The 26,924-nt window shown below is 39.6% G+C and carries 23 protein-coding genes; 13 read left to right on the forward strand and 10 right to left on the reverse strand.

The features are described 5' to 3' along the window. Positions 1–6: 6 nt before the first annotated feature. The 3 genes from VB620_RS03895 to VB620_RS03905 all read right to left on the reverse strand — a co-directional run bounded on the left by VB620_RS03895 (position 7) and on the right by VB620_RS03905 (position 2,171). Positions 7–411 (reverse strand): type II toxin-antitoxin system VapC family toxin, encoded by a 405-nt coding sequence (locus tag VB620_RS03895; protein WP_323194832.1) that lies wholly within the window; start codon positions 409–411, stop codon positions 7–9. Continuing rightward, a complete protein-coding gene (locus VB620_RS03900; RefSeq protein WP_323194833.1) occupies positions 396–626 on the reverse strand; it encodes a type II toxin-antitoxin system Phd/YefM family antitoxin in 231 nt (76 codons plus the stop codon). The genes VB620_RS03895 and VB620_RS03900 overlap by 16 nt, the downstream gene beginning before the upstream one ends. A gap of 135 nt (positions 627–761) precedes the next feature. Beyond that, entirely contained in the window at positions 762–2,171 is a 1,410-nt protein-coding gene (locus tag VB620_RS03905) for an aspartate ammonia-lyase (protein ID WP_323194834.1), read from the reverse strand. 147 nt (positions 2,172–2,318) lie between these two features. Here VB620_RS03905 and VB620_RS03910 point away from each other — a divergent pair, with 147 nt between their 5' ends. Both VB620_RS03910 and pgsA read left to right on the forward strand, forming a co-directional pair. Continuing rightward, positions 2,319–2,882, forward strand: coding sequence for a Uma2 family endonuclease (locus tag VB620_RS03910; RefSeq protein ID WP_323194835.1), 564 nt, complete (start codon positions 2,319–2,321; stop codon positions 2,880–2,882). After that, entirely contained in the window at positions 2,879–3,400 is a 522-nt protein-coding gene (gene pgsA / locus VB620_RS03915; RefSeq protein WP_323194836.1) for a CDP-diacylglycerol--glycerol-3-phosphate 3-phosphatidyltransferase, read from the forward strand. Before VB620_RS03910 ends, pgsA begins: the two co-directional genes overlap by 4 nt. Positions 3,401–3,452: 52 nt before the next feature. Here the strand turns inward: pgsA and rfbB are convergent, their stop codons facing one another. Next, the gene (gene rfbB / locus VB620_RS03920; protein ID WP_323194837.1) at positions 3,453–4,532 is read right to left on the reverse strand and encodes a dTDP-glucose 4,6-dehydratase; all 1,080 of its coding nucleotides are present in this window, start codon (positions 4,530–4,532) and stop codon (positions 3,453–3,455) included. 396 nt (positions 4,533–4,928) lie between these two features. Beyond that, complete coding sequence (locus VB620_RS03925; RefSeq protein WP_323194838.1) at positions 4,929–5,867, reverse strand: NAD-dependent epimerase/dehydratase family protein; 939 nt, start codon at positions 5,865–5,867, stop codon at positions 4,929–4,931. Positions 5,868–6,102: 235 nt separating this feature from the next. Here VB620_RS03925 and VB620_RS03930 point away from each other — a divergent pair, with 235 nt between their 5' ends. From VB620_RS03930 to VB620_RS03960, 7 genes are all read left to right on the forward strand, one after another. Next, the gene (locus tag VB620_RS03930) at positions 6,103–7,248 is read left to right on the forward strand and encodes a glycosyltransferase (protein WP_323194839.1); all 1,146 of its coding nucleotides are present in this window, start codon (positions 6,103–6,105) and stop codon (positions 7,246–7,248) included. Between the two features lie 108 nt (positions 7,249–7,356). Further along, on the forward strand, positions 7,357–8,139 hold the full coding sequence (locus tag VB620_RS03935) for a sugar transferase (protein WP_323194994.1): 783 nt from the start codon (positions 7,357–7,359) through the stop codon (positions 8,137–8,139). A 598-nt stretch (positions 8,140–8,737) separates the two neighbouring features. Continuing rightward, positions 8,738–9,814 (forward strand): GDP-mannose 4,6-dehydratase, encoded by a 1,077-nt coding sequence (gene gmd / locus VB620_RS03940; protein WP_323194840.1) that lies wholly within the window; start codon positions 8,738–8,740, stop codon positions 9,812–9,814. A 23-nt stretch (positions 9,815–9,837) separates the two neighbouring features. Beyond that, complete coding sequence (locus VB620_RS03945; protein WP_323194841.1) at positions 9,838–10,797, forward strand: GDP-L-fucose synthase family protein; 960 nt, start codon at positions 9,838–9,840, stop codon at positions 10,795–10,797. A gap of 66 nt (positions 10,798–10,863) precedes the next feature. After that, complete coding sequence (locus tag VB620_RS03950) at positions 10,864–11,409, forward strand: 5-formyltetrahydrofolate cyclo-ligase (RefSeq protein WP_323194842.1); 546 nt, start codon at positions 10,864–10,866, stop codon at positions 11,407–11,409. 128 nt (positions 11,410–11,537) lie between these two features. Beyond that, positions 11,538–16,985 (forward strand): ATP-binding sensor histidine kinase, encoded by a 5,448-nt coding sequence (locus VB620_RS03955; RefSeq protein WP_323194843.1) that lies wholly within the window; start codon positions 11,538–11,540, stop codon positions 16,983–16,985. Between the two features lie 5 nt (positions 16,986–16,990). Beyond that, complete coding sequence (locus VB620_RS03960; RefSeq protein WP_323194995.1) at positions 16,991–17,824, forward strand: carbohydrate ABC transporter permease; 834 nt, start codon at positions 16,991–16,993, stop codon at positions 17,822–17,824. A gap of 35 nt (positions 17,825–17,859) precedes the next feature. On the opposite strand, the gene VB620_RS03965 is transcribed toward VB620_RS03960, so the two are convergent. From VB620_RS03965 to VB620_RS03975, 3 genes are read right to left on the reverse strand one after another with little or no spacing between them, the layout of a single operon-like run. After that, on the reverse strand, positions 17,860–18,135 hold the full coding sequence (locus VB620_RS03965; protein WP_323194844.1) for a hypothetical protein: 276 nt from the start codon (positions 18,133–18,135) through the stop codon (positions 17,860–17,862). Positions 18,136–18,143: 8 nt separating this feature from the next. Continuing rightward, positions 18,144–18,473 carry a XisI protein gene (locus VB620_RS03970; RefSeq protein WP_323194845.1) on the reverse strand — a complete coding sequence of 110 codons (330 nt, stop codon included), beginning with the start codon at positions 18,471–18,473 and terminating at the stop codon, positions 18,144–18,146. Beyond that, entirely contained in the window at positions 18,461–18,592 is a 132-nt protein-coding gene (locus VB620_RS03975; protein WP_323194996.1) for an element excision factor XisH family protein, read from the reverse strand. The genes VB620_RS03970 and VB620_RS03975 overlap by 13 nt, the downstream gene beginning before the upstream one ends. Before the next feature lie 157 nt (positions 18,593–18,749). On the opposite strand from VB620_RS03975, the gene VB620_RS03980 reads away from it, so the two are divergent. Continuing rightward, positions 18,750–18,878, forward strand: coding sequence for a hypothetical protein (locus VB620_RS03980; protein ID WP_323194846.1), 129 nt, complete (start codon positions 18,750–18,752; stop codon positions 18,876–18,878). 49 nt (positions 18,879–18,927) lie between these two features. Here the strand turns inward: VB620_RS03980 and VB620_RS03985 are convergent, their stop codons facing one another. Next, entirely contained in the window at positions 18,928–22,929 is a 4,002-nt protein-coding gene (locus tag VB620_RS03985) for a hypothetical protein (protein ID WP_323194847.1), read from the reverse strand. Between the two features lie 876 nt (positions 22,930–23,805). On the opposite strand from VB620_RS03985, the gene VB620_RS03990 reads away from it, so the two are divergent. The 3 genes from VB620_RS03990 to cobT all read left to right on the forward strand — a co-directional run bounded on the left by VB620_RS03990 (position 23,806) and on the right by cobT (position 26,433). Beyond that, positions 23,806–24,507 carry a Crp/Fnr family transcriptional regulator gene (locus tag VB620_RS03990; protein WP_323194848.1) on the forward strand — a complete coding sequence of 234 codons (702 nt, stop codon included), beginning with the start codon at positions 23,806–23,808 and terminating at the stop codon, positions 24,505–24,507. Positions 24,508–24,587: 80 nt separating this feature from the next. After that, entirely contained in the window at positions 24,588–25,298 is a 711-nt protein-coding gene (locus VB620_RS03995) for a DUF2232 domain-containing protein (protein ID WP_323194849.1), read from the forward strand. 4 nt (positions 25,299–25,302) lie between these two features. Continuing rightward, positions 25,303–26,433, forward strand: a complete 1,131-nt coding sequence (gene cobT, locus VB620_RS04000; RefSeq protein ID WP_323194850.1) for a nicotinate mononucleotide-dependent phosphoribosyltransferase CobT — start codon at positions 25,303–25,305, stop codon at positions 26,431–26,433. 103 nt (positions 26,434–26,536) lie between these two features. Here cobT and VB620_RS04005 read toward each other — a convergent pair whose 3' ends face one another. Then, positions 26,537–26,914 carry a hypothetical protein gene (locus VB620_RS04005; protein WP_323194851.1) on the reverse strand — a complete coding sequence of 126 codons (378 nt, stop codon included), beginning with the start codon at positions 26,912–26,914 and terminating at the stop codon, positions 26,537–26,539. Positions 26,915–26,924 lie beyond the last annotated feature (10 nt).

Below are 26,924 nucleotides of genomic sequence, written 5' to 3' on the forward strand. Positions count from 1 at the left end.
TAAAATTTACCAAATTACTAAAGGGTAGAAATTAGCTATTTTTTTATCTGCTGTGATAATAGCAGCATGATTGATTTTAGCAACAGCTACAACTACTCTATCTACTGGATCTCGGTGTTCCCATTCTAGATTGACACTTTCTAACCAAATGTCTTCATCAATTGGGATAATACGGATAACATCAGACTTTTTGAGAGTGGTGACATACTCATCAATATCTACTCCTAAATCTAATTTTTTGTTTTTAATCTTGATAGCTATTTCCCAGACTGAAGTTGATGTAACTAAACCATTCTTTTCCTTCTCCATGTAGTCACAGACTTCTTTTGCGCGTTGAGAAAGTTTATCTGGGTCTAAACTCCACCAGATAAGAGCGCAGGTGTCAAGGATAACTTTTATACTTCCTGCCATTCTTCAGTAGTGGGGGTAGTTAAATCTTCAAAATACTTGACTTTCCCACGCATATTTTTAAATATTTCTGCGGTTGTCGGAGGTTTTTCGTACTGAGAAATTCTCACTACTGGGTTACATCCATCAGTAACTAAAATTTCTTCACCTTCTAATTCTACAAGTTGCAGAAATTCTAATAAATTAGCTTTTAATTGACTTTTATCAACTGTTTTCATAATTGGATTATCAGCTATTTCAACTACTATTACTATATATATAGTAGCAAACTTGAAGATCGCATTCCCAATCTCATTTTTTACCTCACACTCCACCCCTCTCCTGGCTAAGAAGAGGGGAGATTTTGACACAAATTATGTTAAAGGAACAATGGCGCTCATTTGTTCTAAGTTGAGGACGGTTGCTAATTCTGCTTCAGTCATTAAGCCTTTTTCTAAGACAATTTGTCTGAGAGATTTACCAGTTTCTAAAGATTCTTTGGCTACAGCTGCGGCGTTTAAGTAACCAATGTGGGTGTTAAGTGCTGTGACTAATGCTAAACTGCCTTCGGCATAGGCTAAACAACGTTCTTTGTTGGCGGTAATTCCTTCTATGCAGCGTTCTGTGAGGGCGGTGATGGTGTTACCCAGAATTTCAATGCTGTGAATCAGGTCATAGGCAATGAGGGGCATCATGACGTTTAATTCTAATTGTCCTGCTTGGGCGGCGAAGGCGATCGCATTATCATAGCCCATTACCTGAAAGCATACCATTGATGTCATCTCTGCCATGACTGGGTTATATTTACCGGGCATAATTGAGGAACCAGGCTGCACTGGAGGTAATTGAATTTCTTTAAAACCGGTTTTGGGTCCTGAGTCCATTAACCGCAAATCATGGGATATTTTGGCTAAATCTTGGGCTAAGTTGCGTAAAGCGCCGGAAACGTTGACAAAGGGAGCCATACTCTGCATTGCTGCCATTAAATGGGGTGCAGGTTCTAAGGGTGATCCTATCAATTCGGCAATGGCTTCTACTACACGGGCGCGATATTGGGGATGGGTATTCATTCCTGTCCCAGCTGCACTTCCACCTAAACCTAAAACCATTAAATCCCCAGAGGCTGTATATATGCGGTTTTGGTGGTCTGATAATATCTGCGCCCAGGCCCGGAAGTTCTCGCCTAAACGCACAGGTACAGCGTCCTGGAGGTGGGTTCTCCCTGATTTGACGATGTGCTGAAATTCTTCGGCTTTGGTTTCTAATGATGCGATCGCTTTTTCCAAAGCTGGGTGTAATGTATGAGTAAGTGCTAATAAACCCCCAATGCGGATAGCTGTGGGAATCACATCATTGGTAGACTGTCCGTAGTTTACATGATCGTTGGGGCTAACCCGTTTGTAATTACCCTTTTCATCGCCGAGAATTTCTAAGGCGCGATTTGCTAAAACCTCATTCACATTCATGTGGTGAGAAGTTCCCGCACCGGCTTGGTAAACATCCACCACAAACTGATCTCGTAACTTCCCACTCAGGATTTCATCAGCCGCCTGTACAATTGCTTGACTGATATCTGAGGGAATGCAATCTAATTCTCCGTTGACGATAGCGGTAGCTTTTTTAATGATTAAACAGGCATCTACGTAAGTAGGCAAGGGCTTAATGCCGCTAATTTTGAAGTTTTCTATCGCCCGTAGTGTTTGAATGCCGTAATAAGCGTTACTAGGGATTTGGCGATCGCCCATTGAATCGCGTTCAATCCGAAAATCTGTATTCTCAGTCATAGGATTTTGTGGATAATCTCAAAATACAGATCATGCCATGCAAGTAGACTATTTGCTGATATTTTTTTCCCAAGATACACAAGCAGCCAAGAATTACACAGATTCAATTAAGCTAAACTTGATGTTAAATAGCATCAGCAAAATATTATGATAAAAACACCAACGCGCCAGATAACTTTAGCAGAATTTTTACAATTACCAGAAACAGAACCAGCCAGCGAATATATCAACGGCGAAATCATTCAAAAACCTATGCCTCAAGGTAAACATAGTACAATTCAAGGTGAATTAATTACGACAATTAATAGTATAGTCAAACCGGGAAAAATTGCTTTAGCCTTTCCAGAATTACGCTGTACATTTGGCGGACGTTCAATTGTTCCAGACGTAGCGGTATTTGCTTGGGAGAGAATCCCTGTTGATGAAAAAGGGAATGTTGCCAATGTATTTAATACTTATCCAGATTGGACAATTGAAATTTTATCTCCTCAACAAAACACCACCAAAGTAACCAGAAATATTTTATATTGTTTAAATCATGGTACTAGCTTAGGTTGGTTAATTGACCCAGAAGAATATAATGTTATAGTTTATCCCCATCAGCAGCAACCAATATTTTTAGAAGAGGAACAAGATATATTACCATTACCAGAATTAGTGAGTAATTTACAGTTGACATTAGGGCAATTATTTGATTGTTTAAAATTATGAATTTACCCAACGCCATTACATTTTCTCGACTTTTGGGAATACCGTTTTTACTGTATGGTTTATATAATCCCACACCCGAAGCTAGATGGATATGTTTAACAATATTTTTAGTCGCAGCGTTAACTGACTGGTTAGATGGTTATTTAGCACGAAAACTCAATCAAATTACTGATTTAGGTAAATTTCTCGATCCTTTGGTGGATAAATTACTCGTACTTGCGCCGTTATTAGTGTTAGTAGAATTAGGAGAAATTCCCGCTTGGGGCGTATTTGTGATTTTAGCACGGGAATTGGCGATCGCCGGTTGGCGAGTCAATCAAACTATCATCACAGGGGCAAATATTTGGGGTAAACTGAAAACCGTCAGTCAAATAATAGCAATAGCCCTATTAATTGCACCTTTATCAACTGTGTGGTCAACTCCCGCTTTGATAGCTTTTTGGGTTTCAGTGACTTTAACATTAATATCTGGCGGAATTTATCTCATTCCACCTGCAAAAGATACCACCAACCATTAACGATAACTCCCTCTCCGCACCCCTTTGCGTTCACCTTTGCGCCCCTTTGCGTTTAACTCTTACCCCCAACACGATTTTCATAGTTTTGTTTTATCCAGGATTTATATTCACCTGAATGTACCTGATTCACCCAATCAGAATTATTGAGATACCACTGCACAGTTTTCAATAAACCACTATCAAAATTTTCTTGAGGTTTCCAGCCTAATTCATGACTTATTTTACTACAGTCAATAGCATATCTTCGATCATGTCCCGGACGGTCTTTCACAAAGGTAATTAAAGAAGAATGGGAAAAATTAGCTTTAGGTGCTAACTCATCAAGAATTGCACAAATTTTTTCTACAACGATTAAATTAGTTTTTTCATTAAGTCCACCAATATTATAAGTTTCGCCGACTTTTCCCTTTTGCAAAACTAGGTTAATAGCTTCACAATGGTCGATAACATACAGCCAATCTCTGATATTTTGCCCATCCCCATATATAGGTAAGGGTTTTCCTTCTATTGCATTGAGGATAGTTAGAGGAATCAGCTTTTCAGGAAATTGACGCGGACCATAATTGTTAGAGCAATTTGTAGTTAAAGTAGGGAATCCATAAGTATGATAATAAGCCCTCACAAAATGGTCAGATGCTGCTTTAGATGCTGCATAAGGACTATTAGGTGCATAGGGTGTATCTTCCCGAAAAGCTGGGTCTTGGGGACTGAGTGAACCGTATACTTCATCGGTAGATACGTGGAGAAAGCGAAAGCTTTGCTGTTTTGCAGAGGATAATTTTTGCCAGTAAAACCGACTAGCTTCCAATAATTTAAATGTACCCACTACATTAGTTTGAATAAAATCTTCAGGACTTAAAATAGAACGGTCAACATGACTTTCAGCCGCGAAATTAATCACAGCCTCTGGCTGATATTTTTCTAATAAATAAGTGACTAACTCTAAATTACCAATATCTCCCTGGATAAAATGATAGTTTTGATCTTCTTGTAATTCAGCTAAAGTTCCTAAATTACTAGCATAAGTTAACTTATCCAAATTTATAATATTAGCCCATCCTGCTTTTCTAGCTTGCAGAATAAAATTAGCACCAATAAAACCAGCACCACCCGTTACTAAAACTGTTTGCATATCTGATAAAAACCCCTAATTAACTTATTTTGGACTTACGCAAGAACTCTCTCAAACCCTCTTGACTTCTCCCAAGGGGAGACGCTACGCGAACGTGTCCTTTTTGTCCTTTGTGGTATGCGCTACGCGAACGTTTTTTCATAATTTTGCGTAAGTCCTATTATTAAAAAACTAACTCTGAATTAAAATTAGGACTTACGCAAAAATTGCGGAAAAGCTTAATTTATCGAACCGCCAAGTCGCCAAGAACGCCAAGAACTTGTAGACTGTGCGTAAGTCCTAAAAATGTTATCAGGTGAATCTGGTGATAATTCAGTCATAATATATCGTAATTACCCCAGTGGAAATTGGCTTTCCATAGTCAAACAGGAAAGCCGACAATCTCCGGGAAAATCTCTAAATAGCTTGTAAAATCTCGTCATCCAGAGAGAAATCAATTTCAGCTTGATTCCGCCCAGTTTTGAGATAATCGTTTTCTAGGGAATCAGCTAATCCGGAAATTAAATCATATTCAGGTCGCCAAGCTAATTCTGTCATGGCTTTGTTGACTGATGCAAAGAAGTGCTGGACTCGCATGGGAAAGGCTTTGCGTTTGCCAAAATCAAATTTTTTGGGGTCGTAATGCACAATTTTCACAGCATCCGGTGATTTACCAGCAGCTACGGCGCAAGCACGGGCTAAACCATCGAAGGTTACAAAGCGATCGCCCGAAATATTATAAATTTGTCTTATAGCTTGGGAATTACCGATTACCTGTGTCATCGCTTGGGCTAAATCTTTGACATGACCTAACTGGGTAATATGTAAGCCATTACCAGGAATGGGGATAGGGCGATCGCGCACAATTCTATCAAAAAACCAGCTTTCCAAATCGTTATAGTTCTTCGGCCCGTAAATATAAGTAGGGCGAATGGCAGTAAAAGGTACATTTTGTTGCATTAAGTAAGCTTCTGTTTCATGCTTACCCTTGTGACGACTTTTCGGGTCTACAGCATCACCTTCGATGTGCGGTAATTGATCAGATTTGAGATACACCCCCGCAGAACTCATATACACAAAATGTTGCACTTGGTCTTGCAAAATTTCCGCTAATGGTTGAGTATCAGTGAGTTCCCGGCCATTGTTATCAAAAACAACATCAAATTTTTCTGATGATAATTTTTCCTTTAATTGAGTGGCGTTAGTGCGATCGCCTATAATTTGTCCTAATCCCGGCAAAGGGGGTAATACACGATTACCACGATTGAACAGTACCACCTCATGTCCCTGTTCCACCAGCAGTTCAGTGAGGTAAACACCGATAAACCTAGTACCACCCATGATCAAAATTCGCATAAATTCCCCGTTTGTAATTTTTATATGTTTCCCACTCCCCCGGTTACTGAGCGCAGTCGAAGTAACTCCCCACTCCCTAATTTGAGGTTATCAGGTTGCAGTATCTATCTGGAACATATTTTGAGATAATTACGTCTCATGCTCAATCTGGGGTAGTTCCCATTTCTCGTTCACAAACAAACTTGTCAATTCACCCTGTAAATTGATGAGTTTTCCCTATCTATGAAAGTCAGCAGTGTCCTTGAAATACGCTTTGGTTCATGAGTGGCTGACACCGCAAGCTACAGGCGGTTCAGAACTAGTCGTGCAGGAAATTCTGAATCACATTGATGCCAATTTATATGCCCTAATTGATTTTGAATCCAGCAATTCCGAAAGTTATCTATATCAACGTCAGATTGGCACCACATTTCTACAAAAGTTGCCTTATGCTCGTAATGGCGTGCAGAAATACCTGCCTTTATTGCCGTTAGCTATTGAACAATTGGACTTACGGCAATATGATGTAATTCTCTCCTCATCCCATGCTGTTGCTAAAGGAGTCATCACAACCCCCAATCAATTGCATATTTGTTACTGCCATACCCCCATGCGCTATGCTTGGGACTTAACTTTTGATTATCTCCACCAAAGTAAGTTGGGTAATGGTGCTGCTGGCTGGATAACCCGGTATTTATTGCATAGTTTGCGCCAGTGGGATGTCTTGAGTGCTAATCGCGTTGATTATTTCATCGCTAACTCCCAACATACAGCTCGGCGGATTTGGCGCTGTTATAGGCGAGAAGCAACGGTTATTTATCCCCCAGTCAACGTTGATAATTTGCCATTTTTAGCTGAAAAATCAGATTTTTATGTGACAGTTTCCCGGTTAGTCAGTTATAAGCAAGTATCTTTAATAGTCGAAGCTTTTAATCAGTTACAGCTACCACTAGTAATTATTGGTACAGGGCCAGAAATGAGCAAAATTCGTGATTTAGCTAACTCTAATATTCAAATATTAGGATGGCAGCCTGATGATGTGGTAAAAAAATATATGGCGAGAGCTAAAGCGTTTGTATATGCAGCCTGCGAGGATTTTGGCATCGCTTTAGTAGAAGCTCAAGCTTGTGGTACTCCAGTAATTGCCTATGGTGTAGGTGGTGCTTTAGAAACCGTGCGAGATTTGGGTTCTGATATGGATACAGCCACAGGGCTATTTTTTAGAACACAAACAGTAGCAGCAGTTATGGAGGCAGTAGAAAAATTTGAAATTTATCAAGGTGCTTTTAATTCCGAGTATATGCGATCGCACGCCTCCCAATTTTCATCACAAGTTTTTGGCGATCGCTATCTCAAATTTATAGATCAATGCCACAAAAAACAACACCCAGAAACTAATTAGCAGCATTTAATTAGTTTTTTTGTGGGCTTTTGGTAATTTATCCCCAGAAGCAGTTCAGTTTGGCTTTAAGATTGGGATTATGTGTGGTGTGGATAATTAAGGAGTATGATGACTGCCCAGAGCTCACTCCTCTCCGGTAAGCGATACCTACCCTTCAGGAATGGCAAAGCCCAACGGCAAGATACTAGCGCGTCTACGCGTATTTTTTTAAGACGCGGCCAAAAAACCAAAACGCCTAAGCTGAAACCTAGAGGTTTGTCTGTTCAGGGTTTAAACGGAGAGTTCGCTAAACGACTATTTGATATAGTGTTTTCCCTGTTAGTCTTGATTTTGTTTTTCCCCGTTTATTTAATTTTGTCCTTACTGATTGTTTCTAGCTCAGAAGGTCCAATTTTTTATGTCCAAAAACGGGTAGGTAAAAACTTCAAGACCTTCAATTGTATTAAATTTCGTACAATGGTCAGCAACGCGGATGAAATGCTCTTGCAAATCATGGAAACATCGCCCCATTTGCGACAGGAATTTGAAAGCAGCTTTAAGCTCAAAAAAGACCCCCGAATTACCAAAATTGGGCATTTTTTGCGAATTACTAGCTTAGACGAATTTCCTCAATTTTGGAACGTTCTCAAAGGAGATATGAGTGTTGTTGGACCCCGCCCCTTAGTAGCTTCAGAACTTCCTAAATATGGTTGTCACATTGATCATATTTTAACAATCCGTCCAGGAATTACTGGATTATGGCAAGTTTCTGGACGTAATGACATTCCTTATCCCAGAAGAGTTCAAATAGACCTGCATTATGTCAAATTTAGAAATTTGTGGCTGGATTTATGGATAATTTTTAAAACAATTGATGTCGTTATTATACCCAAAAATAACGGAGCCTACTAAAACACAACTCAAATTCTACTTATTGCTGAGTGCTGATTTAACTAGAAATCACTCAGCAATTTTGCTGTCAATATCCCACACTTGATGAGCATAATTTTAACTCATATTATAATCCAGTTATACCAGGGAACAGGCTCGCCCTGAGCAACTTGTACTGAGTCAAAGTAACTAGAAGGACTAAACACTCCCTAATTCTGAAGGTTTAATTATCTGGTAAATAATTTGTAAAAACCTATATTTCTGATTTCTCAGTGTTAAGCTACTGGCTCATGAAGGAAACCACCAAAACTGCACTGGCTCCTCTGTGCCTTTGTTTTATATTTGACCTTAAGACCCATATAAAGCGACCATCTACGTCACCAACATCATAGGGATCAAAATAATCTACATCCTTCCTCAGAATTGATATTAAGTAAAAATTGCTCTGAGTAAGTTACTTATTTGTACTTGATCGATTATATAACTACAGCAAATAACCTCTCAATTTAACTGACTCACAACAGAAAGGTCATACCATGAGGCAATCTGGTCTTTAAGTGCTAACTTGTATAAATCAAGATATAGACATCTTACCCAAAATAACAAGGAAAAATACAGCATGACCGAAAAAAAACGCGCCTTAATTACTGGTATTACTGGTCAAGATGGTTCATACCTGAGTGAGCTTTTGCTAGAGCAAGGTTATGAAGTGCATGGTATTATTCGCCGGACTTCAACCTTTAATACAGACCGCATTGATCATATGTATGAAGATCCGCACAAAGAGGGGGCGAGGTTATTTCTTCACTATGGTGACTTAACTGATGGTACGACCCTACGCCGGATTTTAGAACAAGTCCAACCCACAGAAATTTATAACTTGGGCGCTCAATCTCATGTCAGAGTCAGCTTTGACTCACCAGAATACACAGTTGATGCAGTGGGAATGGGAACACTGCGTTTATTAGAAGCAATTAGGGACTACCAGCAACGCACAGGTATTCAAGTACGTTTCTATCAAGCTGGTTCCTCAGAAATGTTTGGTTTAGTCCAAGCAGTACCCCAAAGCGAAACAACGCCGTTTTATCCCCGCAGTCCCTATGCTTGCGCCAAAGTTTACGCCCATTGGCAAACAGTGAATTATCGTGAGTCTTATAATTTATTTGCTTGTAATGGCATACTGTTTAACCACGAGTCACCACGGCGGGGTGAAACCTTTGTTACCCGCAAAATTACCAGAGCAGTGGCTAAAATTGTGGCGGGTCAACAGAAGAAAATTTATATGGGTAATCTCGATTCCAAACGAGATTGGGGCTACGCTAAAGATTATGTAAAAGCAATGTGGTTAATGTTGCAGAAAGAACAGCCTGATGATTACGTAATCGCTACGGGTGAAACTTATTCGGTGCGGCAATTTTTGGAAAAAGCCTTTAGTTATGTCAACCTCAAATGGGAAGATTATGTTGAGTTTGACGATCGCTATATTCGTCCGGCGGAAGTAGACTTATTGATTGGCGATCCGACAAAGGCAAAACAAAAGTTGGGTTGGGAACCATCAGTCACCTTTGACGAATTAGTGGCTCTCATGGTAGAAGCAGACTTGCGGGCTTTGGGTCATACTTCACCCAATGGCAATGCTATACCTTCTAATGATATGGCTACTATTCGTCAAGAACTGGGCGCTCTTCACTTCTGATTTATACCGTAGATAATAAAATTATGACTGCCTTAGAACTCAAAAATCAACGGATTCTCGTCACTGGTGGCGCAGGTTTTCTGGGTCGTCAGGTGATCGATCAGCTGTGTCAGGCTGGGGCTGATAGTGCCAAAATTACAATACCGCGATCGCGTGACCATGATTTACGTGTCTGGGAAAATTGCCAACGTGCAGTTGACCAGCAAAACATTATTATCCACTTAGCAGCTCATGTTGGTGGTATTGGCCTAAACCGTGAAAAACCCGCAGAGTTATTTTACGATAACTTGATCATGGGTACTCAGCTGATCCACGCTGCCTATCAAGCTGGAGTAGCAAAATTCGTTTGTGTTGGTACTATCTGTGCTTATCCCAACTTTACACCAGTACCATTCAAAGAAGATGACCTCTGGAATGGCTACCCAGAAGTAACTAACGCTCCCTATGGAGTTGCTAAAAAAGCCTTACTAGTGCAGTTACAAGCTTATCGCCAGCAGTATGGTTTTAATGGTATTTACTTGTTACCAGTTAATTTATACGGACCTGAAGATAACTTTGACCCCAAAAGTTCTCACGTGATTCCGGCTTTAATTCGCAAAGTCCATGAAGCCCAGATCAAGGGAGAAAAACAACTTCCCGTTTGGGGTGATGGTAGCCCTACTCGTGAGTTTCTCTATTCCCAAGATGCAGCGCGAGGCATTGTTATGGGTACTACATCCTACAATGACTCTGAGCCTGTTAATTTAGGAACTGGTCAGGAAATTTCTATCCGCGATTTAATTACTCTCATCTGTGAATTGATGGAGTTTGATGGTGAAATTGTCTGGGAAACAGATAAACCTAACGGCCAACCACGGCGCTGTTTAGATACTGAACGCGCCAAGCAAGCTTTTAACTTTACAGCTGAAGTCAGCTTTAAAGACGGGTTAAAAAATACCATTGATTGGTATCGGCAACACGCGATTTCTATGGCATCAGTATAAATTGTATAGCTAGGGGTGGGCGATGCCCACCTTTTTTTAACGCAAAGGTTCGCAGAGATTTTGGCAATGGGGAAGGTTGATTTACGTCGGACTTTGATCGGAAAACGGCAATCAATGTCTATGGGTGAATGGAGAGAACGCAGCGATCGCATTTGTAGACAGTTGCAAAGTTATCCTCTATTTAGTCAGGCTAAAACCGTACTGGCTTATTTTAGTTTTCGTCAAGAACCAGACCTGAGTCCACTATTTACAGATACTAGCTATAATTGGGGGTTTCCTCGTTGTGTTGGTGACTCTCTAAGTTGGCATTTGTGGCAACCTCAAGATCCTCTGCACATCGGCGCTTATGGCATTCTGGAACCAGATATTCATGCTCCCGTGATTCAACCTGCGGCAGTGGATGTAATTCTGGTTCCCTGTGTAGCTTGCGACTATCAAAGATATCGTCTGGGCTATGGTGGTGGATATTATGACCGCTTACTCAGTTCATCACCTTGGGCCGATAAACCTACTATCGGCATTGTCTTTGATTTTGCTTATTTATCGGAAGTACCCATTGATACTTGGGATCAGCCATTAAAATCAGTAATTACTGAAAAATACTATATTTGAACCAATTTTTTTCGTAATTCTACCAGTAGACTTAATGATTAATTATCCTTTATGATTTTCCTTCAGGATATTGAGTATACTAAGTATAAACCGAATTGTGACTGTTAAGTGTCAAATTCTTGATTTTAATGAGAATATACTTAGAAATCCCTGGTTATTGGATTGGTGAAACCATCTATGAAAGTTCCAGTACCATTGTGTATCGGGGAAAGATAGAAGCTGACTCTACCCCCGTTGTGATTAAAATCATGCGGAATCAATACCCCCAGTTTCATCAACTGGTTCAATTCTGCAACCAATACACCATTACCAAAAATCTGGATATTCCTGGTATCGTCCAGCCCTATAGTTTAGAGCCTTATGGTAATCGGTATGCTCTGATCATGGAAGACTTTGGGGGAATTTCTCTGAAAGAAGAAATCAGCAAATGGCAAAATCTTGATTTGAAAACTCAAGGTAATCACAATACTGATATTCTCCGGGAATTTTTCCCTATTGCTTTACAACTTGTCACCACTCTAGATCAAGTCCACAAGTGTCGAGTTATCCACAAAGATATTAAACCAGCTAATATCCTCATTAACCCCCATAGTCGAGAAGTGAAGCTGGTGGATTTCTCTATTGCTTCCCTTTTACCTAGAGAAACTCAAGAACTTTATAACCCTCATATCTTAGAAGGAACTCTAGCTTATTTGTCTCCGGAACAAACCGGACGGATGAATCGAGGTATTGATTATCGCAGTGATTTCTACTCCCTCGGTATTACTTTCTACGAAATTCTCACGGGACATTTGCCTTTTGAGTCTGATGATCCTATGGAATTGGTACATTGTCATATAGCTAAACAACCTCCTGCTATCCATGAACTCAATTCAGATATTCCCCAAGTGGTATCCGATATTGTCAGTAAATTGATGGCTAAAAATTCCGAAGAGCGCTATCAAAGTGCTTTAGGGCTAAAATATGACTTGGAACGATGCTTGCACCTGTGGGAAGAAACACATCAGATTCCCCACTTTGACTTAGGTGAGCAGGATATTTCAGAGCGTTTTATGATCTCTGAAAAGCTCTATGGTCGGGAAATAGAGGTTAATAAACTACTAGCAGCCTTTGAGCGCATCAGCTTAGGAAGTAGTGAATTAATTATGGTGGTTGGTTTCTCTGGGATTGGCAAAACTGTTGTGGTGAATGAAATACATAAACCCATTGCGCGACAACGTGGCTACTTCATTAAAGGTAAATTTGAGCAGTTCCAGCGTAATATTCCATTTTTAGGGTTTGTGCAAGCCTTTAAAGATTTGATGGCTCAATTGCTGTCAGAAACGGATACTCAACTACAGCAGTGGAAATCCCTGATTATGGCTGCATTGGGTGAACAAGGTCAGGTAATTATTGAAGTCATTCCTGAGCTAGAACAGATTATTGGAAAACAGCCATCAATACCAAAACTCTCAGGTAATTTAGCTCAAAACCGCTTCAATTTACTATTTCAAAAATTTATTCGCGTTTTTACTAACCCAGATCATCCTTTAATTATTTTTTTGGATGATTTGCAATGGGCAGATTCGGCATCCTTGAAGTTGATGCAGTTACTCATGGCTGAAACTAATAATGGCTATTTGCTATTAATTGGAGCCTATCGAGATAATGAAGTCAACTCAATTCATCCCTTGGTATTAACTCTAGATGAAATCTATAAAAGTGGGACTGTCGTTAACATAATTAGTTTACCTCCCTTGAGTAAATCTCATTTAAGTCATTTAGTGGCTGATACTTTTAGTTGCTCTCTAGATTTGGCTGCACCATTGACAGAGTTAGTATATCAAAAAACTCAGGGAAATCCTTTTTTTACGAACCAGTTTATTAAGTCTTTATATGAAGATGGGTGGATTAATTTTAATCGGGAAAATGCTTGTTGGCAATGTGATATCAGTGAAATTAAAGCTTTATCATTAACCGATGATATATTAGACTTCATGGCGGCTAAGTTACAGAAATTACCTACAGAATCTCAGAAAATTTTACAATTAGCAGCTTGTATTGGTAACTCTTTTGATTTGGCAACATTAGCAGTTGTATATGAGAAATCCCAGACAGAAACAGCAATAAATCTCTGGAAAGCTTTACAAGAGAGTTTGATATTGCCTTTGACAGATGTTTATAAGTTTTTCCAGGGTGATGAATACATACAATTGCCAACTGCTCCTAAATCTATTGGATATCGCTTTTTACATGACCGAGTACAGCAAGCTGCATACGCACTAATTCCAGATGATCAAAAACAGAAAACTCATTTAAAAATTGGCAAGTTGTTATTAAATAACCTGTCGGAATTAGCAGGGGATGATCAAATTTTTGAAATTGTAAATCAGTTGAATATTGGAGCTAATTTAATTACGGAAGTAGTTGATAAAAATAAACTGATTCAACTAAATATTATGGCTGGAAGTAAAGCAAAAATATCTACAGCTTATGCTTCTGCTGTGGAATACTTTACTCATGGAATTAATCTACTTGGTGAAGATGGTTGGAACAATGATTATAATTCCACATTTGCTTTATATAAAGAACTGGCAGAATCTGAGTTTCTGAATGGTGATTTTGAAAAATCTTTGGTATTAATTGATAAAATTCTCTTGAAAGCAAAATCGCCTTGTGACCAAGGTGAGATATATGAATTATTAATTGTAGAATACATTGTCAAAGCACAGTTATTAGAGGCGATTGAAACTGGAATAAAAGCATTACGTTTGCTAGATGTGGAGATTGATTTACCAGATTTAGATGCAGCAGTACAAAAAGAATTAGCCGCAGCAAAAGAAAATATTGGCGATCGCCAAATTTCTACATTGATTGATTTACCAGAAATGGTAGATATGAAGCAAAGATTAGTAGTGAGATTATTAGTTGCTTTAGTTCCACCTAGCTATATCAGTTCCAACTTTAATTTATATATGCTGGTTTCCCTGAAAGCTATGAATCTCTCCATCCAGTATGGTAATTTGGCAGAATCTGCCATGGGATATTCAGGCTATGGGCTGATTTTAGGCACATTCATGGGGGATTATCAATCTGGCTATGAGTTTGGTTTATTGGGCGTGAAGTTGAGTCAAAAGTTTAATTATTTAGCTCAAGTATCTCAAACAAGTTTTGTGCTGGCGAGTTTTATTCAGTTCTGGGCTAAACCAATTAAAGGTATCACTCTACTTCATGATCAAGGCTATGAAGCTGGATTAAATTCTGGAGAACTACAATACGCGGGATATCACATTTCTGGTAAGACTTGTAATCAATTATTTCAAGGAACTCAGCTAGATATTATTCTAGAGTATATTTTACAGTATTTGCCATTTATAATTAATACTAAAAACCAATCTGCTGATTATAATTTAAAAGGAGTTAGGTTTTTTATTCTAGAATTATTAAGCACTACAGCAGAAATGGAAGAAGTTTCAATTTATGATTTGCCTAAAAATCAATTTATAGAAGAATGTATTGCTAGCAAAAGCTTTTTTGGATTAGGAATTTATTATGTTTTACAAATGCAATTATCCTGCATTAATGGGAATTTTCAGCAAGGATTAAAAGATGCTTTAGCCGCTAGTGAAATTATCAATAGTATTGCTGGGCATACAACTTATTCGGAATATAATTTTTACTATTCGCTAATTTTATTGAATCTCTATGATGAGGCTAATCAGGATGAAAAAAACGAATATGAAAAACAGGTCATAACTAATCAGAAACAACTGAAAATTTGGGCTGATAATTGTCCAGAGAATTTTCTGAATAAATATTGCCTAGTAGAGGCAGAACTGAGCCGGGTGAATAGAAAAACTTTAGCAGCAGTGGATTTATATGACCATGCTATTGAGTTATCTGCAACCAATGGTTTCATTCATAATCAAGCCTTAGCAAATGAATTGACGGCTAGATTTTATCTAGATTGGGGAAAAAATCGCATTGCCGAAGAGTATATGTTGCAAGCATACTATGGTTATATCCGTTGGGGCGCTAAAGCTAAGGTCGAGGATTTAAAACGGCAGTATCGACAACTTTTAGAGCCAATTTTTTCCCAGAATCCCAAATTATTGGCTAAAGATGAAACTATTGTGGCATTGTCACAAAGCAGTAACAGTGAGTCATCTTCTGTGAATGCTTCATTTACTCTGGATTTAGAGACAGTTTTGAAAGTTTCTCAAACTTTATCTAATGAAATTCAGTTGCAAAATCTGCTGGCTACTTTGATGCAGGTGATGATTGCGAATGCGGGAGCGGAAAAATGTGTATTAATGTTGCTGGATCAGCAGGAGTTGATGATTGAGGCGATCGCAAATTCTACACAAACACCGATTGTTTTACAATCAATTCCTGTGGAGGATAGTTTAGAGCTACCTCTGAGTTTAATTAATATGGTGAAGCGGCGACAGGAATCGGCGATAATTACTAACGCATCTGTGCATCCATCACTACTGGCTGATCCTTATATTGTGGAGCAACAGCCTAAGAGTTTGTTGTGTACTCCGATTCTGCATCAAGGCAAATTGCTGGGAATATTATATCTAGAAAATAACTTGACGACTGGGGCATTTACAAGCGATCGCGTCGAAATTCTCAATTTAATTTGTTCCCAAGCGGCTATTTCTTTGAAAAATGCGCGTCTTTATCAGCAGTCTCAGAATTATGCTCAACAAATTGAAAAATCTCTCCAGGACTTACAGCAAATACAACTGCAACTGGTACAAAGTGAGAAAATGTCGGCTTTAGGTAATCTTGTCTCTGGAATCGCTCACGAAATTAACAATCCTATCGGTTTTATTGCAGGTAATTTGGAACCTGCTGTGCAATATGTGCAGGATTTATTCAGTTTAATTGACCTCTATAAACAGCATTATCCCCAACCAGTGGCAGAAATTACTCAACAAATAGTAAAGATCGATTTGGAGTATATCCGATCTGATTTACCCAACTTAATTTCTACAATGGAAGAGAGTGTTAAGCGGATGCGGGGTATTAGTAATAGTCTCCGGGTTTTTTCGCGCTCGGATAGAGATATCCCAGTTATTTATAATATTCACGATAGTATTGATAGCACTCTGGTAATTCTCAAACATCGTTTAAAAGCTAATGACCAGCATCCAGATATTCAAGTGGTGAAAGATTATGATCATTTACCTCAGATTAGATGCTTTGCTGGACAGATTAATCAAGTTTTCATGAATTTGTTAAGTAACGCCATTGATGCTTTAGAGGAAGCCAACGCAGGATATACTTTCTTTGAGATTGCCGAAAATCCCAATATTATTACTATTAAAACTCGTTTAAGTCAAGATAAAAATCGTGTTTTTGTCAGGATTCGTGATAACGGTGTGGGAATATCAGCAGAAGTCAGAGAAAAAATATTTGACCATCTATTTACTACTAAACCTGTGGGTCAAGGAACAGGATTAGGACTAGCGATCGCTTGGCAAATTGTGGTAGATAAGCATCGTGGTAACCTTGAAGTTGAATCCACACCAGGAGAGGGTACAGAGTTTATCATTACCTTACCGATCAATGTTCAGGAGAAAAATTGAGTAACTTGAATATTCCTAATTCACGACTAAAACTTATTTTAATCTATGGGTTATTAGGTGCGATCGCACTTGTTACCCTATTTCCGTTGCTGTGGCTAATCAGTACAGCTTTAAAGTCTCCTAGCGAAAATCTTTTACAGTCACCCCCGCAGTTATTACCCAGTCAACCTACGCTGGATAATTTCTTCACTGTATGGCGATCGCTACCCTTCGGACAATACCTATATAACAGTACCTTAGTAGCAGTGCTGACCGTGGGGTTCAATTTACTATTTTGTTCTTTAGCCGCTTATCCCTTAGCCAGACTATCATTTTTTGGACGTAACTCTATCTTTATTGCCATCATTTCTACAATCATGATTCCCTTTCAAATAGTCATGATTCCCCTATACATTTTGACAGTCCAACTAGGCTTAAGAAATACTTATTTAGGCATAATTTTTCCCAGTTTAGCCTCAGCATTTGGCATCTTTTTACTGCGACAAGCCTTTATGAGTGTCCCCAAAGAAATAGAAGAAGCAGCCCGCATGGATGGTATTTCCGAATTAGGCTTATGGTGGCATATCATGTTACCAGCAATTCGCCCAGCATTAGTTACCCTGTCTATTTTCGTGTTCATTGGTTCCTGGAGTGACTTTCTCTGGCCTTTAATTGTTATCCAAGACGAGAAGTTATACACCCTCCCATTAGGAGTAGCAAAATTACAGGGGACATTTTCTTTAGACTGGCGATTAGTAGCGGCTGGTTCTATAATTTCCATTGCCCCAATACTACTATTATTTGTATTTTTACAGCGTTATATAGTACCCACAGAAACTGGTACTGGTGTTAAAGGCTAAATTTTAGGGAGTAGGAAGAAAGGAGGGTTCAGATTTTAAGTTACCGAAAGTGACGAAATAGGGTTATCTACTTCTTCTTGTGATTCATCTCTAATATTAAAATAGTGAAAAAGATTAGCAACTGTTAAATCTGAGGCTTGTTGTAAATTAGAAGTAACTAATGTTCTATATCCAGAATTTGCGGCTTGTTGACTGACATAATTTTCATATTCCTGGCGTAATTCTGGCGCAAACATAAATAATAATTGATCACGTAAGGAATAAAAATGAGATTTTTCAGCTATATTTTCATAATTAAATAATTTACTCAAAGGATTTATTATCCCACTGCAAAACCTGTAAATTGCCGCTTATAAGGAGCATGAAATCCTAAAACAATATCTTCTTTAGGGACACCAGCAGCTATCAATTCATTAGCAATACCGATTTCTGTACCATCTCTTTGTATCCAGATTTTATCATCTTTAATATCAACATGAATAATCACCCCATAGGTTCTAATTTGTTGTTTCCAACCAATATTTAATACTTGATAGTGATGACGTTCCGTATCAAAAAGCAGTTGAATTTCCGTCCCATTGGCTATATCATTAGTCGAATGGCTGCTTAAAATATCTTGAATAATTTGTGAGTAATTTATTCTTTCCATAAAACAATCTCCTGGGTTAAAGAATCAAAAATTAAAACCTTAATTTGATATTCTTTTAAAGAGTCTTGGATAAATTGACGAGAGAAAAAATCTCGATATGTGTCTTCGCTATCAGAGATACTTGTCTACTTGCGTCTAAATACTGGTGATCAGGAAAATTATGCTAGGCAATAAAATCATCTCTATCATTACCTCAAAAAGTGTTTCAATGTGATAAATGCTGCTCGTAAATTAAGTTAAGAAACGGTGAGGTTGACCGTGTTAGCCTGTGGACTAATGAAACAGCGCGGTCTTGGGGGTTTAACTAGCGTAGTTTCCCCCATGAGCTTACCCTGGCTGAATCCCGAAGGGGATAGTGCCTACACTTTCAGCATGAAGCAAGAAGAAAAAGCCGGCTCTTGTTAGCATTAGTTAACTTTTTTGGATGGAAGCAGTATCAGTCGTGATATCTCACTTAACCATTCACCTGTAAAGCCAAATTAACTGTATAAGGCTCCTCCATTGGTTGTTTAGTGCTAGCTTTAATCGCATTTAAATAGCGACGCACAACTGCTACTTGTGTTGAATTGGGACGATAAGTGAGATTTCCTTGCTTTTCAAATAGTGGTGCGGATGCGATCGCCAGATAATCAGAGTTATTCTGAGAATTGTGGCTCACCCAAGTATCATTTGGTTTTGCAGGTATCAAACCCGCCGGTAACTCACCTTCCATAAAAGCCAATAAGCGTTGCTGACAAATGCTCGTATTAATCCCAGAACCCTCAAATAGCTGACGAACCTCGTCAAAAGATAAAGTTCTATCTGGTAACAATCGCAACAACTCCATAAACAAAAAATAATCTGTATACTGTTGCTTTGGTTCTTCTAAAACCTGGGGATGTAACGGTAACATCGCCAAACCATAAGCTACCCGACTACACCGAGGAGCGCCGTTTTCACCCAAATAGGAATCTTGAATAATTTTCGTATTAGGCAGTTTTTGGCGTAACCAATTATTCACAGCCCCTAAAGAAGCCACACCGCCAGTTAAAACAGCTTGATTAATTGCTTCGGTAGGTATACCACGAGCTACTAATAACTTGTTAAATTCTCGGTTTAAGCGGCGGACAAAGGGGATAAATACCTGGTTTTCTAAATCCTTACGCTGTAATACCCATTTTTGATCTGCTAATTCCAAAGTATAAGAATCTTGCTGTTGTAAAATCAGCTTCAAAGCCAACGCTGCATCTAACACCGCCTGACCTAACAAAGAACTTTCTAACCTCTGCTGGAGACGAATGCGAGCAGTGGTATCTGGTTCTCCTAATTGCGGTAAATCTAATTCTTCCAATCCCAAACTGTCCCACTGCATTTGATCTAAATCAGGAATTGCAGTTTGCCATTGCCAAGAATTTGTGGTATCTGTTTGACTGTCTTCCTGATTGAGTTCACGGCTTTGGCGATATTTGGGGGGAAGCAGCAACTGACAGATAATATCTTGCTCAATGCCATTACTAGCGTAGGCAAAACTATGGAGCATGAAATTATTATGGGTCAATTGTTGTCCATTTTCTGGTATGTCAACCAGTGCCATTTCTGTTGTTGTTGCCCCAATATTAATCACAAAAGTGTTACCAACCACAGAATCATCACTAAGTTTAGCTGGATGTAAACCTTGGGAATCGCTAATTTGGACAGCTTGACCATTAGGGTGATCCAGTATACTCAATAAACTGGCGATCGCTTCCTCCACAAAAAATACCTGTTGAGGATGTTTCACTAATTTACTAGTTAATACAGCTTCCCGCAGATTAAAGCGATATTGTTCCGACCAGCCAGATGGACAACTGCAAATCACACCAGCCAGATTATTAATAATGTTATAAAAACTTTCTACACTTAAACCCACAGCACTAGCGATTAAACCTTGAGTTGTACTGTGACGATCTGATTTTAAAGTCAACAATAACTTAGAAAGCGATCGCACAACCCAAACCAAAGGACCCGCCGAAAACTTATTGAACTGCAACACAGGTTCCCATTGTTGTTCTTCATTCTTATATGGAATAGCTACCTGTAAATATGGCTTCAACTGCACCGAGTAAAAATTATGCTTCTGATGTTCCGCCATCTCCTGCACCTCAACATTTCCAGCCTCTCCTGGAGGAACAGAATCACTCGGCAGATAAACCTCTGCTGGTAAACGAAATGATGGTGGAAACGCCGTAACTCCCTCCACATTATCCGCCGACCAACAGATAGGATAAACCACAGAATGGGAACGATTTAACAAAGCCGCAGAAATTCCAGTTGTACCCACATCTAGACCTAGATACCACCGTGAATCCTGGATACTCAGCCCCACATCTGGATCATTTCCAGAATCAGAAATTGAAATTACAGAACTTTCTATTTCAGGCTTTTTAACTTTCCCTAGTTTTTCAGTTGAGGGGCTAAAATCTAAATCCGCTTCTGTTTGCGGCCAAGATATCGGGTTAACCTGGAATACATCCATATCAGACTCAGCCAAATCCAGCGTCTCAGAATCTCTCACAATTGGCTGATCTATGCTACTTTCAAAATCCGCGAAAATATCCAAATCCACATCCGGGGGCAGCGTATCATCAAAAGTATCTAAATCCTGATTCAATTGTTGAATCTGCTGTTCATCCAAAGTAATATCCGGCAGATTTACAGATTGACTCTCCTCCGGGGAAAGCAAATTTTCGGTTGGCGAGGCGGAAATGTAGTTATCTACATACCTTTGCTCTGGAACATCAACCACGACTTCCGACTGATGGCTCAAATTCTGTTCTGGGGTATTTACTGCTGCTGTTTTCACAACCAGCTTTTCAGCCACCACATTACCAAATAACTCACTCAGAGATGTAATTGTATCAGCACTGGTGGGCGGCATCTCTAAATTCTCAGCCAATACCACTTCTGTAGACGACGACCCCGATAAATCCGTCGTTAGTTCTTCCTGGTCGTTGCTATCTTCCTCAAAAAACAACTCTCTCCATGACTCCGACTCAATCTCTGGTGTCTCAAACCAAGGATCTGGAATCTCTTCCCTTGGTTGAATTGCAGGTGTAGCCTCAGAAACATTATCTTCTGCAATTACCCCCGGTTCTAAACCATCAATTGCAGGTGTAGTCTCAGAAACATTATCTTCTGCAATTACCTCCGGCTCTAAACCATCAATTGCAGGTGTAGTCTCAGAAATATTATCTTCTGCAATTACCTCCGGCTCTAAACCATCAATTGCAGGTGTAGTCTCAGAAATATTCGACGATAGACTTTCTACATCAAAGCTCGCATTATAAAAATCATCAGTACCCAGTAAACTCGCATAAAGTTGGTCTACTTCATCACCAATTAAATCCAAATCATCCTGCTGCTCTGCACTGTCAGAATAACTAGATGATAAATAATCATCGACACCAAGCTCTAAAAGCATTGCATCCAGATCATCTGCAACAACCATATCTTCTTCATTAAATATCAGTGAAGACGAAGCCTCTGGGGTGTTTAATTCCTGCGGCTGAGTTGTTGTATCCACTGATGGGATGACATTTTTTGCAATACTAGTCCCCTCAGTTGGTAATGATGGTAGCGGAGATAGAGGTTGATTATTTTCTAACTCTGAAAAAGATAACACAGCCATCGGGACTTGTTGCTGCAACAGCTGCGTTAAATTATTCAGAAACTTCACCATTAATTGCTCACCCTGCACACCCCTACTGTGCATTCTCGCCAACCCCTGATATAAAGACTCATGATAAGTATTTATATTGCGCTGTAGTGCCTCAAATACAAAATTCACAGTCCCATCCAGGGATAGTAGACGTTGATCCAGTTCCCTGGTCAAATGGGTTAACCGTTCCGCCTGTTCTGATGTTTCTAAGAAAGATTGACTCTCAGAGGAGACTAACTCTGTATTTCTGGGCTGATTTTCACTGTCAGAATTAGCCCCCGTCTGTGGCGTTAAATTAGATGGAATGCGGCTGATGAGTAACTGCAAAAATTCCGCAATCATCTGTTCTTGGTTAGCCCATTGCTGGCTTAAAGAGTAGTTATGCAGTCTTCTTTGCTCTAGCTGTCTAATTTCCTGTACTAGATTTGCTCGCTCTTCCATCATGGCAGCTAATTCTGCTTGGAAAGGCTGTATTAATTGCTGTAATAGTAAGTTAACTTGTTCCTGTTCAGTTGGGTTTGGCTGTGCTAAAGATTGGTTATTGACTTTATTAACAAATTTCTCTAATAAAGGCGACCTCTGCGCCTCTGGTTCTGGGTCACTATTATTGACAATCTCACGCTCTTTTTGTTGAACCAGGAAGTTACGAGTTTTCTCTAAAACTTCTTTGGTTTCCGGCGCTTGATGAGACAACAGCCTAGATAGGCGTTTACTACTGTTATTGAGTAAGTTGTCAATGTCTGCAATCAATTTTTGGATTTCATCTGCACGGGAAGTCACTTTAAATTACCTTAGCTAGAACTGTACTTGAACTTATATGAAAATTATGAACTTTCCACAGTGGGGAACCCTGATGAATCCTCACTAGAATCGTTTTATACATTAACTTAATGGCTATCTCGCATCTAGAAATACATAAAGTATTCCAAATTTATTTTTATATCACCTGCTTTGTTCTCTTAACATAAACGCGATTTTACAGCTTCTCGGAAGCATCTAGTGGCAAAACTTCCAAAAATGCTACAGCGATCGCACTTACATGAGAACTTAAGGTAACTAACCAATGTCCGAATGGCAAGAGGGCATTTTTTGCGTGAGTTTTTTCTGGATTAACAGCTAAAAATATTACATTAGCAAAAATTTACGCGTCATGAAACCTCAAGTCCTCTTCATTTATACGGGTAATATCAGCGAAAAGCCAAATAAATTTAGCTATTAAATGGTATATTACATACGCTTGCTAGCCAAATGTCATCATCCGAAGCAAACATCTTTCGGGTAAAAGGTGATCCTATGGGCGAAGCAATATCAAACTGGTTTTACCTGGAATTACCGTTTTAACTCATAACCCCTAGTCACTGATTCTGGAGTGTGTGTCAATATATTGAGTATCATGGATCTTGTTTGTTGATATTTTATGGTGATCAACTTGGCTATGAAGTTGATTCCCCAAACATCTCCCAACTAAGTGATTATCACCCTTGTGACTAATATTTGATACTTTGAAAACTCAGTACACCCTATCCTATTTTTCTTGTGTCTCATTCCCATTTACCTTTCTATAGCCATTAACTACAAAGGTTATACTTTGATAGTTTAAGCTGGATGTAAGCCTTTGTTTGTTTTATATATAACAGCTTAAATAAACTTGTCCTAATGGAAGACCGATATACTGTGCAAGCCACCAGCGATCCTGGGATTATATCTTCGGCTCCCTTTTTCCAAGGGTTGCCAGAATCTGCTATTCAATTAGCTCTTACCCATCTTGTTACCCGTACACACCCTAGCAACCAAGTAATTCTTCTGGAAAATGACTGGGGTGGCGCTGTATATTTTATCCTAGATGGATGGGTAAAAATTCGTACCTATAACCTAGAAGGAAAAGAGGTGACACTGAATATAATTGGTAAAGGCGAATTGTTTGGTGAAATGGGAGCATTAGATGAAGTACCACGCTCTACTGATGTAATTACCCTGACTCCGACAATGATTGGCAGTATGCCCTCTCAGGATTTTGTCAAGTTACTGCACACAGAACCCTTAGCGGGACTGCGATTGTCACAATTAATGGCTCGACGTTTACGACAAGTTAACCGTAGGCTGCGCTTGCGAGAATCTGATAGTCAGTCACGAGTAGCAGATACTTTGTTATTTCTGGCAGAAGGACAGGGAACTCAAAGAAAAACTGGTACAGAAATCCCCAATTTACCTCACCGAGAACTGAGTAGTTTGAGTGGACTAGCCAGGGAAACTGTTACTAGAGTATTAACAAGATTAGAAAAAAAAGACTTGATTAAGCGATATAGTGACACAATTTATATTCCTGATGTGTCAGCTTTGGAAAAGATGATTGTTTAAAAAACCTTTAATTGATCACCAATTCGCAGTAATCACTATAGTGGAAGACTGACCGCAAAGTCATTCACACTTTTTTCACCATGAGCATTTCAGATTCCCTACCAGATGAAACCCCATCCCCGGTTCCCAACTCTCTGAATAAACAGCAGTTGAAGCAACCTAAAATAAAAGTTGATGCGCCTTTACGCATGGTGGAAACAGCATTTTTAGCCAGTGCAGCTAGCTTGATTTGGTTTATTAATTTCTACTTTCCTTTAGGCCCGGTATTAAGAATACTGTTTCCCGTACCCATAGCTTTAGTTTACCTACGTTGGGGTAAAAGAGCTGCCTGGATGGCTGCTATTACTTCCGGTTTGCTACTATCAGTGCTAATGGGGCCGGTTCGTAGTTTATTATTTGTTATGCCCTTTGCTTTTATGGGTGTGCTTTTAGGCGCAACCTGGCATCGTCGTGTTCCCTGGATTGTATCTATCACTTTGGGTACACTTTTGGGTTCATTAGGGGTATTTTTTCGCCTGTGGTTGCTGTCTGTATTGTCGGGTGAAGACCTGTGGATTTATGCAATTAACCAGGTAACGGAACTCATAGAGTGGGCATTTCTGAGGCTGCAATTATTAGCTAGTCCGAGTTTGTTTTTGGTGCAAATGGGAGCTGTCGCTTTAATTGTCCTGAATAATTTTATTTATCTGTTTATGGTACACCTAGCAGCATGGCTATTATTGGATCGCTTGGGAAATTCTATTCCCCGTCCGCCAGAATGGGTGCAGGTTCTTATGGATTATGAAGGTTGAATAATTGATTCGTATTTATACCCAAGTAGAACAGGGTGAGAAATGGATTTCTAAGTATAGGAATTGTTTACCTGTATTTGCCTGTGTTTTAGGTTTTACTGATACTGGTCTAATTCCAGGTATTTCGGCGGCTGGTAGTACTCCAGAAGCTCGACGGTATACGGCTTGTGCTGATGCGGAATTTTTATATTATGGCGGAGGACGAAAACCTCTCTATCCTTTACCACCACTAACTGCGGGTGCTTCACCTGTGATAATTTCTCGTGCTGTTGTTGAGGCTCTGAATATTCCCGTTTATTTGTTTAACGCTGGCTTACCTCAGCCTCCGGCTGTACCAGTGATTGATTTGGGTGGCTCTCCGGCTAAGTGTTTGAGTCAAGGTGCTGCGATGGAAATTAGTAGGGTACACCATTTACTGAAGCAAGGGCTATTGTGGGGAGAACGCCTGGCTGCTAGCGTTCAATCAGGATATGTGATTTTAGGTGAGTGCGTTGTGGGAGGTACGACAACTGCTCTGGCCATTTTAACTGGTTTAGGTATAGATGCAGAGGGTAAAGTCAACAGTAGTCATCCTGTATGTAATCATACCCAAAAGTGGACAGTAGTTCAATCTGGACTGGAGAGGATGAGAAATACCGGGGTAAATTTATTATCTTCCTCGTCGGTGGTAATAGATCCTTTAGCTCTGGTGGCGGCGGTAGGTGATCCTATGCAGGTGGTGGTAGCGGGAATGGCGATCGCAGCTAGTCGTCATTGTGGGGTGTTGCTAGCGGGTGGGACACAAATGCTGGCGGTTTATGCTTTAATTAATGCGATCGCCGAAGCCTACAGCTTATCTTGGGAACCAGCAGAAGTAGTCGTGGGTACAACTCGTTGGGTAGCAGAAGATCCCACGGGTAACACTGTTGACTTAGCCCTCAGCTTAGGAAAAACAATCCCTCCTCTACTGGCGACACAATTAAGTTTTGCTAACTCCCGTTATCCCCAACTCCAAGCCTATGAGCAGGGCTTTGTAAAAGAAGGTATAGGGGCTGGGTCTGCTTGCATCGCCGCCTATCTCCACCAAAACTGGCAACAACATCAACTTTTAACAGCTATTGAAGCTCAACTAGAACAGCTGATCAATTATCTATAATTTTAGGACTTACGCATAATCTACGTTTTCTTGGCGGCTTGGCGGTATGCGCTACGCGAACGATAAATCAAGATTTTTGGTAATTGCTGCGTAAGTCCTGAATTTAATGAATTCTCATTTTCATTAACTGTTCTTCCAAAGCAGCAATACGATTATATGCTGCCGTCAACTGTGCTGTTAGTCGTTGTATTTGAATTTCCGGTGTTAAATTCTTATCCCCACCTTGGCGATGGATCTCCAAAGACATCCCATCCATCAAGATATCCTTATGTTCCAGTTGGGGATGCAAACTCATCTGTCCTTTGAACTGGTAGCGACCCATATCATCACTATTGTCCCCACAATCATTCTTCTCCCGTGTATTTGCTACAGAGAATTCCAAGAAACCTTGAGCAACTTTACTCTCAAGTTTTTCAATTAGCTGGTAAATAGCATCAACTTTATGACTTAAATTCAGGATCTGCGTTTGTAATGACTCCATTTAATACCGT

Source organism: Nodularia harveyana UHCC-0300 (assembly GCF_034931085.1).
Classification (GTDB): domain Bacteria; phylum Cyanobacteriota; class Cyanobacteriia; order Cyanobacteriales; family Nostocaceae; genus Nodularia; species Nodularia harveyana.